Raw genomic sequence first — 13,092 nt, forward strand, 5'->3', positions numbered from 1 at the left:
CTTCATTATGGCCCCTCGGGTGGGGGGCGACTCCCCGTCCCCTGTTCTGCCGCGTGGCGGGGGTTGTGAGTGACGCCGGTTAAGGCGTCGTGGCGGCACGACGGCTGATCGGCCGTCATGCCGCCTCCGTCCCGCGCGACCCACAGTGAGGCAGGGCGGCGCACGCGCACCGGAGCGCCGCCGGCCCCCCGAGGAAGAGCCATGGAAACAGCCGACCGTCATGACAGGAACAAGCCTGTTCAAAGTCGATATTGTGAGACCCGTCCTGTGCCCTCTTCGCGGGCGGATCGCACATGGCTCACCTCGGCTCCACACGTCTCGGCAAGAGGCGCGACCCCAGACACGACACGCGGCACGACACGAGGTACGACTCCGCGACCCGGCAGCTCGACAAGGCCGTCGCGCGTACCGCCGCGGGCGCGCGCGGCGCCGTCGGCCTGGTGTCGGTGGTCGCGGCCGGTCTCGGCGCGGTCCCGCCGGTCTCGGCCGCGTGGCTGGCGCCCGCGCTGGCGGCCGGCCTGGTGTGGACCGGGCTGTACCTGCGCCGGCTGCGCGCCGAGGAGCCGCTGCCGCACTGGCTGGTGGCCGGTGACGCGGCGACCACCGTGGCGGCCTGCCTGGCCCAGCGCCACCTGGTGCCCGTCCGGGCGTTCGACGCCGGGTCGAGCTGGATCGCGGGGCTGGTCACCATGACGATCGTCGTCATCGGGGTGACCTGGCGGCCCCGGATCGCCGTGCCGGCCGGGCTGGCCGTGGCGGGGGCGTACCTGGCGGGGGTGCGGCTCGCCGCGCCGTCCCAGGACGTCGCCGGCACGCTGGGCATCCACCTCGTCCAGCTCCTGGCGATCGTGATGCTGATGACGCTGCTGCGCCGCTCGGCCGCCTCCGCCGACGCCTTCCTGCGCGAGAGCGCGCGGGCCGAGATCGCCCTCATGGTCGAACGCCTGCGCCGCGAGGACGAGCTGCGCCAGGTCGCCAGCATCCACGAGACCGCCCTGCACACCCTGACCATGGTCGGCCTCGGCACCTACGACGAGCCGTCGCCCACCCTGCGCTCCCAGGTGGGAGCCGACCTGGCCGCGCTGGAGAAGCTGCGCGACCGGCCACGTCCCGAGACCGCCCTCATCGCCCTCGACGCCCTGCTCGACGAGGTGGCCGGCCGCGTGCCCGGCCTGGACGTGCGCCGCCGCCTGATCCCGCAGACCGTCCCCGGCGACGTCGCCGAGCACTTCGCCCGCGCCGTCACCGAGGCCCTGGCCAACGTCGCGCTGCACGCCGGCGTGGCCGAGGCCGTGCTGGTCTCCAGCGGGCACGACGGCGAGATCCGGGTGGAGGTCGCCGACGCGGGCCACGGCTTCGACCAGGACCGCCTGCCGCCCGACCGGTTCGGCGTGCGCGGCTCGATCCTCGACACGATGAACGCGCTGCGCGGCGGCGGCGCCCGGATCTCCTCAGGCGACACCGGCACGCGGGTGAGCATGTGGTGGCGGCCGTGACCGACGACATCGAGCAGGTCGCCCAGCGCTACGCCCGCTACACCGCGCTCGGCGCGGCCGTCATCGCCGGGTTCTGGCACACCGGCTACGACCTCACCGTCACCGTCACCGGCTGGGGCTCCTTCCGCTGGCCGCTGCTCGCCGCGGCCGCCTGGGTCGTCTACACGGCGGTCGGCGTGATCGCGGGCCTGGCGCTCGCGCGCACCTCGCGCGGCCCGGACCGCGTCCTCGGCCTGGCGGTCGCGGCGCTGGCCGCCGACGTCGCGGTGATCGTGGCCTGTCGCCCGCAGGACCTGCTCGGCATCAGCGACTGGGGATGGGGGTCGGTCGGCTGGCTGGGCGTCATGCTGGCCTGGAACCGGCCGCGCTGGCGGGCGGAGCTGGGCGCGTTCCTGGCCGTCAACGCCGCCGTCATGCTGGCCGCGATGGCCGTGGCCGGGGCGTTCGACCGGGTGTCGGTCGCCAAGTACCTGGTGGTCATCGTCGGCGGCGTCACCATGCAGCTCGGCTACACGGCCGGCTGCGCCCTGCTGCGCGCCCGCGCCGAGGACGCCGTGCTGCTGGCCCGCCGGCTCGCCGCCGACGACGCCTGGCGGGAGTCGGCCAGGAGCATCCACGCCGACCGCATCCGCAGGTACGCCGCCATCAGGGACGTGGCCGAGTCGCTGCTCCAGCAGCTCGCCGACGGCGCCGACCCCGGCGATCCGCGCGTCCGCGAGGACTGCACGGCCGGCGCCATGCGGCTGCGCCGCCTGATCACCGAGCGCGAGGACGTCCCGGACGCGCTGGTGGCCGCGCTGCGCGAGCGCATCGACGCGGCCGAGCGGCGTCAGGTGCTGGTGACCGCGCCGCCGTTCGGCGAGAACCTGCCCGCGCTGCCCGAGGGCGTGCGGGAGGATCTGCTCAGGGCGCCCGTGCTGGCGCTGGACGGCGCCCGCTCGCGGGCCAGGGTCACCGTGTCGGCGATGTCGGCCATGGTGAGCGTGGCCGTCGTCGCCGACAACGACGACCTGCCGGTCAGCCCCACGCCGGTGCGCGAGCCCAGCGGGGTCGTGGTCACCTACCAGCGCCAGGGAGGGGAGGTATGGGTCAACAGCATCTGGCAGCGTCCGTGACGGTCGCCCTGGTCGAGGACCACCAGGTGGTGGTGGACGGCGTGCGCTCCTGGTTCGGGCCGGGCAGCGGCGTCGAGCTGGTCGCCCAGGGCCCCACGATCGAGTCGGTCCGCGGCGTGGCCGCCGACGTGCTGCTGCTCGACCTCAACCTCAACGGCACGATGGTCGCCGACCGGGTGGGCGGCCTGTGCGCGGACGGCCAGCGGGTGATCGTCTTCTCCGAGCACGAGGAGCCCGAGATCGTCCGGGCGGTGCTCGACGCGGGCGCGTCGGCGTTCATCGGCAAGGGACGCGCCACCCGGGAGTCCTGCCTGGAGACGATCATGGAGGTGGCCGCCGACCGGCCGTCCGTGACGCTGCCCATGGCCCAGGCCATCGCCACGGACGAGGGCCCCCACCGCCCCCAGCTGTCGGACAAGGAGCGGGCGGCGCTGCTGTTCTGGTTCCAGTCGATGTCGAAGGCGTCGGTCGCGGCCCGCATGGGCATCAAGGAACGCACCGTGCGCCAGTACATCGACCGGGCCAGGGTCAAGTACGCGGCGGCCGGCCGGCCCGCGCCGACCAAGGAGAAACTGCTCATCTGCGCCATCCAGGACGGCCTGATCCGCCCCGACGAGGTCGGGATCTACACCTCGCACGCCCGCCAGGGCCCGCCCTCCTGAGCCGCCTCCTCACCAGCCGCTATACGATGTCGCTCGCCCGGAGGCCCGACGAGGCCCCGGAACCCCGAGGAGGATCGTGGACCTGGCCGAGCTGGGCGAGGAGTTCGCCGCGTTCTGGCGGGAGCGGCACCTGTGCACGCTCGCCACCGCCCGCGACGGCGGCCCGCCGCATGTCGTGCCCGTCGGCGCGACCCTCGACCTGGACACCGCGACCGCCCGCGTGATCACCTCGGGCTCCTCCCGCAAGGCCCGCCTGATCGGCGCGAACGGCGCGGACGGCGCGGCGGTGTCGCTGTGCCAGGTCGACGGCCGCCGCTGGTCCACCCTGGAGGGACGGGCCGTGGTGCGCACCGAGCCCGAGCAGGTCGCCGACGCCGAACGCCGGTACACCGCCCGCTACAAGCCGCCCCGGCCCAACCCGTCCAGGGTGGTGCTGGAGATCCAGGTGACGCGCGTGATGGGCAACGTCTGAGCACTGGCGGTTCGTCATGACTTCCGCACGCCCGAGCCGGATGCTAGCTTTCGCCCGTGGAGTCTGAGCACGACCGGCCGCCCGCGGCGTTACCCGAGTTACCCGAGGGCCCGGGCTGACGTGCTCCTCGACGCCGTCCACCTGCTCGCGGCCCTGGCCCTGATCCTGGCCAACGGCGTCTTCGTCGCGGCCGAGTTCTCCCTCGTCACCGTCGAACGCGGCCAGGTCCGCCAGCTCGCCGAGGACGGCGACCGGGGCGCCCAGGGCGTCGAGGCCGCGGTGCAACGGCTGTCGTTCCACCTGTCGGGCGCCCAGCTCGGCATCACCGTCACCTCGCTGCTGCTCGGCGTGGTGGCCGAGCCCGCCATCGCCGACCTGCTCGACCCGCTGCTGGGCGGCGTCCCGGTGCTGCCGGTCGTGCTGGCGATCGCGCTGTCCACGGTGGCGCAGATGGTGCTGGGCGAGCTGGTGCCCAAGAACGCCGCCCTGTCCAGGCCGCTCGCGGTGGCCCGGCTGGCGACGCCGCCGCAGCGGGCGTTCTCGGCGGCGTGCGGGCCGCTGATCCGGCTGTGCAACGCGGTGGCCGACGCGATCGTCCGACGGCTCGGCGCCGAGCCGCAGGAGGAGCTGGCCTCCGCCCGCTCGCCCGAGGAGCTGGGCCTCCTGGTTCGCCTGTCGGCCGAGGCCGGCGTGCTCCAGCCCGGCACCGCCGCCATGCTCCAGCGGGCCCTGCGCTTCGGCGGCAAGACCGCGGCCGAGGCCATGACCCCGCGTACGGACTGCGTGACCGTCCCCGGAACGACCAGCGTCGCCGACTTCCTCAAGCTGGCCAGGAGCCGCCGCCACCTGCGCATCCCGGTCTGCGGCGCGGAACGCGACGACATCCTCGGCATCGCCAGCGTCCCCGGCGCCTGCGCGGTGCCCCCGTCCGAACGCGACGCGACCCCGGTGGCCGCGATCGCCCGGCCCGCCCTCCAGGTGCCCGAGACGCTGCGGCTGGAGGTCGTGCAGGAGCGCCTGGCCTCCGCCCGCGCCGAGATGGCCGTCGTGATCGACGAGTACGGCGGCCTGGCCGGCGTCGTCACCGTCGAGGACCTGGTGGAGGAGCTGATCGGCGACATCGCCGACGAGTACGACCTGCCCGAGGAGCAGTCCGACGAGCCCTCGCCCGTGCTGCTCGCGCCGGGCGCCTCCGTGGGCCTGCCGGCCCTGCTGCGCGCCGACGAGGTCGAGGAGCGCACCGGCTTCCGCATGCCGCAGGGCCCCTACGAGACGCTCGCCGGGCTGGTGCTGGCCGCGCTCGGCCGCATCCCGGACCCGGGCGACGAGGTCGCGGTGCGCGAGTGGGTCCTGCGGGTGGAGACCATGCGGGGACGCCGGATCGAGCAGGTCACGCTCACCGCGCCGGGCCGGGCGGGGGAGCGCCGGTGAGCCTCGCCCAAGGGCTGGTCATCGTGCTGCTGTTGGCCGTCAACGGCTTCTTCGTGGGCGCGGAGTTCGCGCTCATCTCCGCCCGCCGCACCCTGATCGAGCCGCGGGCGCGCGAGGGGTCGCGGCGGGCGCAGGCCGTGCTCGCCGCCATGAACGCCGTCCCCACCATGCTGGCGGTGGCGCAGCTCGGCGTGACGCTGGCCTCGCTGGTGCTCGGCGCGGCCGGGGAGCCGGTGGTGGCCGGGGCGGTCGGGCCGCTGCTGGCCGCCGTGGGGCTGCCCGAGCGGCTGGTCCATCCGGTCGCCTTCGCGCTGGCCCTGCTGCTGGTGGTGGCCGCGCACGTCATCATCGGCGAGATGGTGCCGAAGAACCTGGCGCTGTCGGCGCCCGACGTGGCCGCGCTGTGGCTGGTGCCGCCGCTGTTCGTGCTGGCCAGGGCGACCCGGCCGGTGCTGACGCTGGTCAAGGCCATGGCGGGGGTGGTGCTGCGGCTGCTGCGCGTCCCGTCCGCCGAGGAGGTCCGTACGGTCTACACCTCCGGCGAGCTGCCCGTGCTCATCGAGGAGTCGCGCCGCCACCGCCTGCTCCGCCAGGACGAACGCGACCGCCTGATCGCCACCCTCGCCCTGCACGCCCGCCCGGTCGGCTCGGTGATGGTGCCGATGAGCGAGGTCGTCAGCGTGCCCGAGACCATCGACAGCGCCGGCCTGCAACGGTACGCCGGCCGCCACGGCCACTCCCGCTTCCCCGTGCACGGCGCCGACCCCGCCGAACTGCGCGGCTACCTGCACGTCCTGGACGCGCTGAACGGCCACGGCGCCGCCGAGCCGCTGCCCGTGCGCGCCCTGCCGCAGGTGCCCGCCACCGCCACCCTGGCCCAGGTGCTGGCCGTCATGCGCGCCCGCCGCGCCCAGCTCGCCGCGGTCGCCGACGAGTCCGGACGGGTGCTCGGCGTCGTCACTCTGGACGACGTGCTCGGCGGGATCCTGACTGGCTGAGGCGGGGGTCCGTGCGAGATCATGGAGCAGGGCCGCGGGCCGTGGTGACCGCGACCGGGAACTCGCCGGAGGGCAACGCTCGTGACGACGGTTTCGCTGATCGTGCCGTGCTACAACGCGGCCAGGACCCTGCGCCTGTGCCTGGAGTCGGTGCTGGCCCAGACCCGCCTGCCCGACGAGATCGTGGTCGTCGACGACGCCGGCTCCGACGGCTCGGCGGCCATCGCCGAGGAGCTGGGCTGCCGGGTCGTGCGCCTGCCCGCCAACCGCGGCGTGTCGGCGGCCAGGAACGCCGGCGTCGAGCACACGACCGGCGAGGTGATCTTCTTCCTGGACAGCGACGTGGCGCTGCGGCCCGACGCGGTCGCCAATGCCGTCGCGATCCTGGAGGCCGATCCGGGCGTCGGCTGCGTGCACGGCGTCTACGACACCGAGCCGCTGATCGACGACGGCCCGGTCGAGTGGTACCGGCTGCTGCACCAGGTCCACTGGCGGCGCCGGCACCTGGGCGAGGTCAACAGCGTCGTGTTCGCCCTGGCCGCCATCCGCCGCGACGTGCTGACCCGGGCCGGCCGGCTCGACGAGAGCCTGCGCGACTGCGAGGACGTCGAGTACAGCAGCCGCCTGGCCGTCCACACCCGGATCGTGCTGACCGACGCCGTGGCCGGCCGGCACGACGAGGGCCACCGGTTCCTGCCCGTGCTGTCGGAGCAGTGGCGGCGGGCGCTGCCGCTGATCCCGCTCGCGCTGGCCACGGCCAGGCGGGGCGCGGCCAAGCCGGAGAACGCCAACAGCCGGGCCGGGATCCTCGCCTGCGCGCTGGCGCTGGCCTGCCTGCCGCTGGGCCTGTTCGCGCCCGCGCTGTTCGCGGCGCCCGTCGTGCTGGTCGGGTGGTTCGTGGTGGCCGATCCGGAGCTGCTGCGGTTCGTCCACCGGGAGCGCGGCCCGGCCTTCACCGCCTACTTCATGGCCGTGCACCTGGCCGTGCACGTGGTGCTGGTCACCGGGCTGGCCGTCGGCTCCCTGCGCGTCCTGCGGGGCGGCCCGGCCTGACCCTTCAGGAGCCGGGCGGCTTGAGCGCCGCCCGGTAGACCGCGGTCGTCGCCGCCGCCGCGCGCTCCCAGCTCAGACCCTCGCGGACGAACCGCTCGCCGCGCTCGCCCAGCGACCGCCGCAGCGCCTCGTCCGACATGACGTCGATGATCCCGCGCGCGATGTCGGCCGGCTCGGCGGCCCGGACGAACCGCGCCGCGGGCCGCGCCGGGTCGTCCCCGAGGAAGATCCGGGAGAAGCCGTCGCCGAGGATCGTCGCCCGTCCCAGCGCCATCGCCTCGGTCGCGACCAGCCCGAACGGCTCGAACAGCGAGGGGAACACGCAGGCGTCGGCCAGCTCGTAGTACTCCAGCAGCTCGCGGCCGGTGACGAACCGGCCCGAGGTGAGCACCCGCCCGCGCAGCCCGGTCGCGCCCACGATGCGCCGGACGCCCACCTCGTCCCCCTCGCCGACGATCAGCAGCCGCAGCCCCGGCACGGCGGCCGACGCCGCGCGCATCGCCTCCAGCAGCTGGTAGACGCCCTTCTGGCGTTCGATCCTGCCGACGAACAGCAGCACCTTGTCCTGGTCCGACAACCCCAGCCGCCGCCGCAGCGCCGCCGCGCCCCGCCGCAGCGCGTCCCGGTCGAAGGCCGGATCGGCGACGACCCGCTCGTACGTGCCGCCGAGCGGCACCACGTCGATGGGCGTACGCCGCCACCCCGCGGCGAGAAGCTGCTCGCGCACCTCGGGCGTGGCCACCACCACCCGCCGCGAGATCCGGGCCAGGTGGCGTTCCAGCGCCGCGAACAGGTTCAGCGGATCGCGGATGCTGCGCTGCGCCGCCACCCCGTACTCGGTGGTGTGCACGTGCAGGACCACCGGCAGCCGCAGCAGGTGGTGGCAGAGCAGGGCGGCCAGGAAGTTCGTCGAGTCGTGCACGGCGACCAGGTCCGGCCGCCCGCCGCGGCGCAGCCGCCGCACGTACCGCCAGTCGCTGACCACGACCTGCGCGGCCAGCAGCAGGAACTCGGCGCGGCGGGTGCGGTTGAGCCGCCGCCCGCGCGCGCCGGGCAGCCGGACGCGCGGCCGGTGCACGGTGACGCCGTCCACGCGCTCGTCCACGGGCAGGCCGCCGACGTTGAGCGTGTGGACGGTGAGCTCGTGGTCGCGGGCGAGCCATGGGGTGATCAGCTCGACGTAGCGGCCGAGCCCCGCCGTGACGTTGGGCGGGAACTGGTTGACGACGCAGGCGATTCTCATGACAGGTCCTTGAGGTAGACGCGCGCGGCCGTCACGGCCACGACGGCCAGCAGGAGGAGGTTGACCAGCGCGAACCCGGCCAGTCCGCCGGCCACCCCGTGCCACCGGACGCACCAGGCCGGCACGGCCAGCGCGACCGGCGCGCTCGCCAGCAGGCAGCCGATCAGCACCCGGGCGCCGCGCACCCCGTCCATGGACAGCGCCACCGCGTAGAGGTTGAACGCCGTGTGCGCCCCGATGCCCAGCGCAGACAGCGTCATCAGCCCGGTCGAGTACGGGTAGTCGCCGCCCATCAGCAGGAAGAACACCGTGCTCGCGGCGAAGGAGAAGACCGCCGTCACCACCGCCACGGCCGGGACCAGCCGGGCGATCCGCCGCATCAGCGCCGGTTTGTCGGCGGTCGCCATCGCGGGCAGCAGCACCAGCAGCACGCCGTCGGTGAACACCACGCCGAGCAGCCGCTTGGGGAAGCCGTTGTAGACCGCGTACACGCCGACGTCGGCCGGGGCCGCCCAATGGTTGAGGTAGAGCACGTCCACGCCGAACAGCAGGCCGGTCAGCGCGGCGACGGCCGTCACGTACGCGCCGTGCCGGTAGAGCGAGCGGGCCAGCCGCGCCGAGAACGCCCGCGGCCGCACCCCGGCCGCCGCCGTCGCCGCCACCGCGAACGCCGCGTTCGTCGCGATCAGCGCGACCAGGTACGGCCCGGCGTCCCTGATCCCCAGCACCAGCAGGCAGAAGCAGGCGGCGCCCAGGTAGGCGACCGCGACCGCCAGCTTGAGCCGGGCCACCAGCGCGAACCGGCCGAGCCCGCGCAGGAACCCGTCCGCGAGCTGGTTGACCGTCATCGACACCGCCAGCGCCAGCCCGTAGGCCAGCGCCGGGACGTCCACGTTCAGCGCGGGCGTGAGCAGCGGGGCGGCCAGCAGGCCCAGCGCGGCCAGCCCGGCGCTCATCGCCAGCGTCGCCGCCAGCGCCGTCGTGACCAGTGCCGGACGCTCGCCCGGCGCGGCCCGCGGCAGCTCCTGGAGCACGACGTAGTGCAGGCTCGTCAGCATGAGCACGGTGACGATCAGCGCGATCGACAACACCACCGTGAACCGGCCGAACGCGCTCGCCCCCGCGCCGCGCGCGACGACCAGCGTGGTGGCCGCCGCGATGCCGCTGGCCGCCGTGCTCACCAGCGTCGGGCCCGCCGCCCACCGGTGCCCCCGGACCAGGCCCGCCGCGCGGCCCCTCAGCCCGTGCACCGCGCGTACGCCCGCCGGGCGAACTCCAGGTCGTCGGCCGTGTTGACGCCGCGTGCCTCGGCCGGGTCGGTCACCGGCACGACCGTCACCGGCCATCCCTCGAACCGCGACAGATGGGCCAGGAACGGCAGGAAGTTCACCTCGCCGGTGGCCGCGCCGCGCGCCGCGCCCGCCGCGTACCGCTCCCACGCCTCCCGCAGGCCCGCGGTGGCCAGGCAGAACACCCCGATGTCGCTGAGCCCGCCCGGCCGGCACGCCTCGCCCTCGCGCGACTGCCGCACCCGGACGAGCTCCGCCCCCGCCAGCTCGTACTCCACGTACGGGTCGTCCATCGGCACCAGCGGCAGGGTCAGCCCCGCGCCCGGATGGGCGGCGACGACCCGGCGCACGGTCCGCGCCGACAGGTTCGCCTGGTCGCCCCAGACCACGAGGATCGTCTCGTATCCGGCCCAGTGCCCGGCCGCGCCGAAGATCGCCGCACCCATCCCGGTCGGCCGCTCCTGAACGCTCACCGACACCCCGGGCGTTTCCGCCACCAGCTCGCCGAACGGGCCCGCGCCCGCCGGGGACACCACGACGTGCACGTGCCCGGTGACCGGGCGCAGCCGCCGGTGCAGCACGTCCCACACGGTGACGCCGTCGGCCAGGCCGATCATGATCTTCGGGAGGTCGTGGCCGAGCCGCGTCCCGCGTCCGGCGGCCGGGATCACCGCGCACACCCGCGGTTCACTCACGTCGCCGATCACCTCTCCAGCAGGGACACGATGCGGTCCAGGTCGGGGGCCGCGACCGCGCCGGGCGCGGGCTCGGCGGTGTGCACGTGCAGCGTCGCCAGCCCGGCGCCGACGGCCGAGGCCACGCCGTGCGCGCAGTCCTCCAGCGCGACGGCCGCGGCCGGGCGCACGCCCCAGCGGCGGCAGGCCGCGGCGTAGAACCCCGGGTCGGGCTTGCTCACCGGCACGTCGTCGGCGGTCAGCACGTCGCGCACCGGCAGCGGGCACGAGGCCAGCACCCGCTCCACCGAGGCCCGGCTGCCGCCCGTTACCAGGTAGGCGGCCCGGCCCGCCGCGCCCAGCGCGTCCAGCAGGCGGCGCGCGCCGGGGAACGGCCGCACCAGGCCCGCCTCGACGTAGCCGCGGTAGAGCCGCTGCTTGTGCCGCGCCAGCCGGCCGGCCGCCGCCGGGTCGCCGGTCAGCCGGGCGGCCACCGCGGCGGTGCTCGCGCCCGCGTGGTCGGCGTAGCGGAAGGTCTCCAGCGCGCCGGGCGCGTGCTCGGCCAGGGCGTGGCGGAAGGCGGCCTCGTGCGCGGGGGCCGAGTCCACCAGCGTGCCGTCGAGGTCGCACAGCCAGACCGTCCAGGGCAGCATCCGGCTCACCCGGCCCGCGCCAGCGGCGCCTCGCCGAGCACCGCGAGCAGCGCCTCGGCCGTACGCGGGCCGCGGTGGGCGCCCGGCCTGGCCGGATCCTCCAGGTCGGCGCTGATCCAGCGCGCCCCCGCCCACGAACCCCGGTCCAGCACGCGGGCCGGCACGGCGGGAGCGCCCGCGCCCCGGCCGCTGAGCACGTGCGTGATCGTGGCCCGCTCGTTGCCCGGGTCGCCCAGGTAGGCCAGCGTGCGGTCCACCAGGTCGGTGGCCGTCAGCCCCTGGACGTCGTGGTCGCCGCCGACGTTCACGACGAACACCCTGGCCGCGGCCCCGCTCCCGGCCCCGCTCCCGGCCCCGCTCCCGGACAGGGCCTCGGCCAGGCCCGGGGTCAGGTAGCTGGGCAGCAGCGAGGAGTGGGGGGTGCCGGGGCCGTACACGATCAGGTCGGCCTCGGCCAGCGCCCGCAGCGCCTCGGGGTTCGGCGTGACCGTGGCGGACCGGCGGGCCAGCAACTCGCGCACCCGCTCGGCCGGGCGGCCCGCCAGCGCGGCGCGGTCGGCCGCCGACAGCGGCTCGCGCAGCAGGAACAGGCCGGTGATGGCCACGCCGTCCTGCGGCGCGACGATGTCGGCCTCGTCGGCCAGCACCCGGCCGTCCTGCTTGAGCGCGACGAGGAACGCGTTCTCGCCGCCGGTCACGTTCAGCAGCCGCACCGGCGAGCCGAACGTGCGCGCGCACGCCCGTACGGCCGCGTTGAAGTCCTCGCCCAGCCGCAGGTAGGCCCCGGCGAACACCAGGTTGCCCAGCGCGCAGTCGGCCAGGTCGAGCCCGCCGGGCCGGGCGGCCAGACGGTCCGCGACGACCCGCAGCTCCCGCGCCGCCTCCGCCGGGCCGGTCGCGGCGACGTCGCCGATCAGCGCGTCCAGGTCGGCCGGGGTGGCGCCGGGCGGGAGCCGGCGTTCCAGCAGCGTGTGACGCGGATCGCCGGGGTCCAGGTGCAGCAGCAGGTTCTTGCGGAAGTCGGACGGGCCCAGCATGCCCGGCAGCCAGCGGCGCAGCGCGCCCGTGGACAGCCCGTTGTCGTACCCGTTGACCAGCAGCGACAGGCTCGTCCCCGGGGTGCGCAGCAGCGCACGGGCGATGCCGGCGCCGCCGCGCCCGCCGCCGAACAGGGCCACCGACACCGGGCTCGTCACGGTGCTCGTCACGGTGCTCATCGCACCTCCTCCAGCGGGGAGCGGCCCAGCGGGAACGGCGCGAGCGGCGCCCGCAGCACGCCCCGGCGCAGCAACCAGCGGCGCAGCCCGAGGTAGCCGACGAACAGCGCCCGGTCGCGCGCCCCGCGCCAGAACCGCCAGCCCCGGCTGCCGCCGCCCCGCTCGCGGTGCTCGATCGGCAGCTCCTCCCACACGTGCCCCAGCTCGGCCACGCGGGCGGTGATCTCGGTGGAGCAGTTCATCCCCGCCGACTCCAGCGGCAGCGCCCTGAACAGCGGGCCGCGCACCACCTTGAAGATCGAGTTGAAGTCGCGGTAGCGGGTGCGGTGCAGCAGGTTGCTGACCGCGCCGCTGGCCGCCGACCCCCACCGGTACGGCAGGCTGTCGGCCTTCCTGACCCGCGCCCCCGAGAAGGCGGGCCCGCCGCCGTCCCGGATGCGCTCCAGGAACGCGTCGAGGTTGGCGATCGGGAACTGGCCGTCGGAGTCGAGCAGCACCACCCAGTCCAGCCGGGTGCGCGCGACGGCCGCGGCGATGGCGGCCCCCGCGCCCCGGTTGCGCGCGAAGGTGACGACGACGAGCTGCGGGCAGTCCTCCCGCAGCTCGCGCAGGATCCGCCCGGTCGCGTCGGAGCTGCCGTCGTCGCACACGACGATCTCCCACGTGGCCACCCCCGGGTGGCGCTCCAGGTACTCCCGCCATTCCGTCACCGCCGCCGCGATGTTCTCCGCCTCGTTGTACGCGGGTGCCGCCACGGAGACGTCGACGGCCGGCCTGTTCGGCAAGGGG

13 protein-coding genes are annotated in these 13,092 nt (G+C 75.5%); 7 read left to right on the top strand and 6 right to left on the bottom strand.

Annotation, left to right across the window (positions count from 1 at the left end):
• Positions 1–293 precede the first annotated feature (293 nt).
• The 7 genes from AB0C33_RS50405 to AB0C33_RS50435 all read left to right on the top strand — a co-directional run bounded on the left by AB0C33_RS50405 (position 294) and on the right by AB0C33_RS50435 (position 7,227).
• On the top strand, positions 294–1,496 hold the full coding sequence (locus AB0C33_RS50405) for a hypothetical protein (RefSeq protein WP_358302740.1): 1,203 nt from the start codon (positions 294–296) through the stop codon (positions 1,494–1,496).
• A complete protein-coding gene (locus tag AB0C33_RS50410; RefSeq protein WP_358302743.1) occupies positions 1,493–2,611 on the top strand; it encodes a hypothetical protein in 1,119 nt (372 codons plus the stop codon). The genes AB0C33_RS50405 and AB0C33_RS50410 overlap by 4 nt, the downstream gene beginning before the upstream one ends.
• Entirely contained in the window at positions 2,581–3,273 is a 693-nt protein-coding gene (locus tag AB0C33_RS50415; protein WP_358302746.1) for a sigma factor-like helix-turn-helix DNA-binding protein, read from the top strand. Before AB0C33_RS50410 ends, AB0C33_RS50415 begins: the two co-directional genes overlap by 31 nt.
• A 76-nt stretch (positions 3,274–3,349) precedes the next feature.
• Complete coding sequence (locus AB0C33_RS50420; protein WP_358302749.1) at positions 3,350–3,745, top strand: pyridoxamine 5'-phosphate oxidase family protein; 396 nt, start codon at positions 3,350–3,352, stop codon at positions 3,743–3,745.
• Between the two features lie 120 nt (positions 3,746–3,865).
• On the top strand, positions 3,866–5,176 hold the full coding sequence (locus tag AB0C33_RS50425; protein ID WP_358302752.1) for a hemolysin family protein: 1,311 nt from the start codon (positions 3,866–3,868) through the stop codon (positions 5,174–5,176).
• Positions 5,173–6,174, top strand: coding sequence for a hemolysin family protein (locus tag AB0C33_RS50430; RefSeq protein WP_358302755.1), 1,002 nt, complete (start codon positions 5,173–5,175; stop codon positions 6,172–6,174). Before AB0C33_RS50425 ends, AB0C33_RS50430 begins: the two co-directional genes overlap by 4 nt.
• An 81-nt stretch (positions 6,175–6,255) precedes the next feature.
• A complete protein-coding gene (locus AB0C33_RS50435; RefSeq protein ID WP_358302758.1) occupies positions 6,256–7,227 on the top strand; it encodes a glycosyltransferase family 2 protein in 972 nt (323 codons plus the stop codon).
• Between the two features lie 4 nt (positions 7,228–7,231).
• On the opposite strand, the gene AB0C33_RS50440 is transcribed toward AB0C33_RS50435, so the two are convergent.
• The 6 genes from AB0C33_RS50440 to AB0C33_RS50465 are packed head-to-tail and all read right to left on the bottom strand — an operon-like array spanning position 7,232 to position 13,088.
• Entirely contained in the window at positions 7,232–8,470 is a 1,239-nt protein-coding gene (locus AB0C33_RS50440; protein WP_358302760.1) for a glycosyltransferase family 4 protein, read from the bottom strand.
• Positions 8,467–9,720 (bottom strand): hypothetical protein, encoded by a 1,254-nt coding sequence (locus AB0C33_RS50445; RefSeq protein WP_358302763.1) that lies wholly within the window; start codon positions 9,718–9,720, stop codon positions 8,467–8,469. The genes AB0C33_RS50440 and AB0C33_RS50445 overlap by 4 nt, the downstream gene beginning before the upstream one ends.
• Positions 9,708–10,454: an NTP transferase domain-containing protein gene (locus AB0C33_RS50450; protein WP_358302766.1), complete on the bottom strand. Its 747-nt coding sequence runs from the start codon at positions 10,452–10,454 to the stop codon at positions 9,708–9,710. The genes AB0C33_RS50445 and AB0C33_RS50450 overlap by 13 nt, the downstream gene beginning before the upstream one ends.
• A gap of 8 nt (positions 10,455–10,462) precedes the next feature.
• Positions 10,463–11,086, bottom strand: a complete 624-nt coding sequence (locus AB0C33_RS50455) for an HAD family phosphatase (RefSeq protein WP_358302769.1) — start codon at positions 11,084–11,086, stop codon at positions 10,463–10,465.
• Between the two features lie 5 nt (positions 11,087–11,091).
• Positions 11,092–12,303, bottom strand: a complete 1,212-nt coding sequence (locus AB0C33_RS50460; RefSeq protein ID WP_358302772.1) for a 2-phospho-L-lactate transferase CofD family protein — start codon at positions 12,301–12,303, stop codon at positions 11,092–11,094.
• Positions 12,300–13,088, bottom strand: coding sequence for a glycosyltransferase family 2 protein (locus AB0C33_RS50465; protein WP_358302781.1), 789 nt, complete (start codon positions 13,086–13,088; stop codon positions 12,300–12,302). Before AB0C33_RS50465 ends, AB0C33_RS50460 begins: the two co-directional genes overlap by 4 nt.
• Between the last annotated feature and the right edge of the window lie 4 nt (positions 13,089–13,092).

The organism is Nonomuraea sp. NPDC048881, assembly GCF_040649795.1.
GTDB lineage: Bacteria > Actinomycetota > Actinomycetes > Streptosporangiales > Streptosporangiaceae > Nonomuraea.

Coding starts and splice junctions, on each gene's coding strand:
- AB0C33_RS50455 (WP_358302769.1), bottom strand. CDS start 11,086: ATGCTGCCCTGGACGGTCTGGCTGTGCGACCTCGACGGCACGCTGGTG.
- AB0C33_RS50415 (WP_358302746.1), top strand. CDS start 2,581: ATGGGTCAACAGCATCTGGCAGCGTCCGTGACGGTCGCCCTGGTCGAG.
- AB0C33_RS50405 (WP_358302740.1), top strand. CDS start 294: ATGGCTCACCTCGGCTCCACACGTCTCGGCAAGAGGCGCGACCCCAGA.
- AB0C33_RS50460 (WP_358302772.1), bottom strand. CDS start 12,303: ATGAGCACCGTGACGAGCACCGTGACGAGCCCGGTGTCGGTGGCCCTG.
- AB0C33_RS50440 (WP_358302760.1), bottom strand. CDS start 8,470: ATGAGAATCGCCTGCGTCGTCAACCAGTTCCCGCCCAACGTCACGGCG.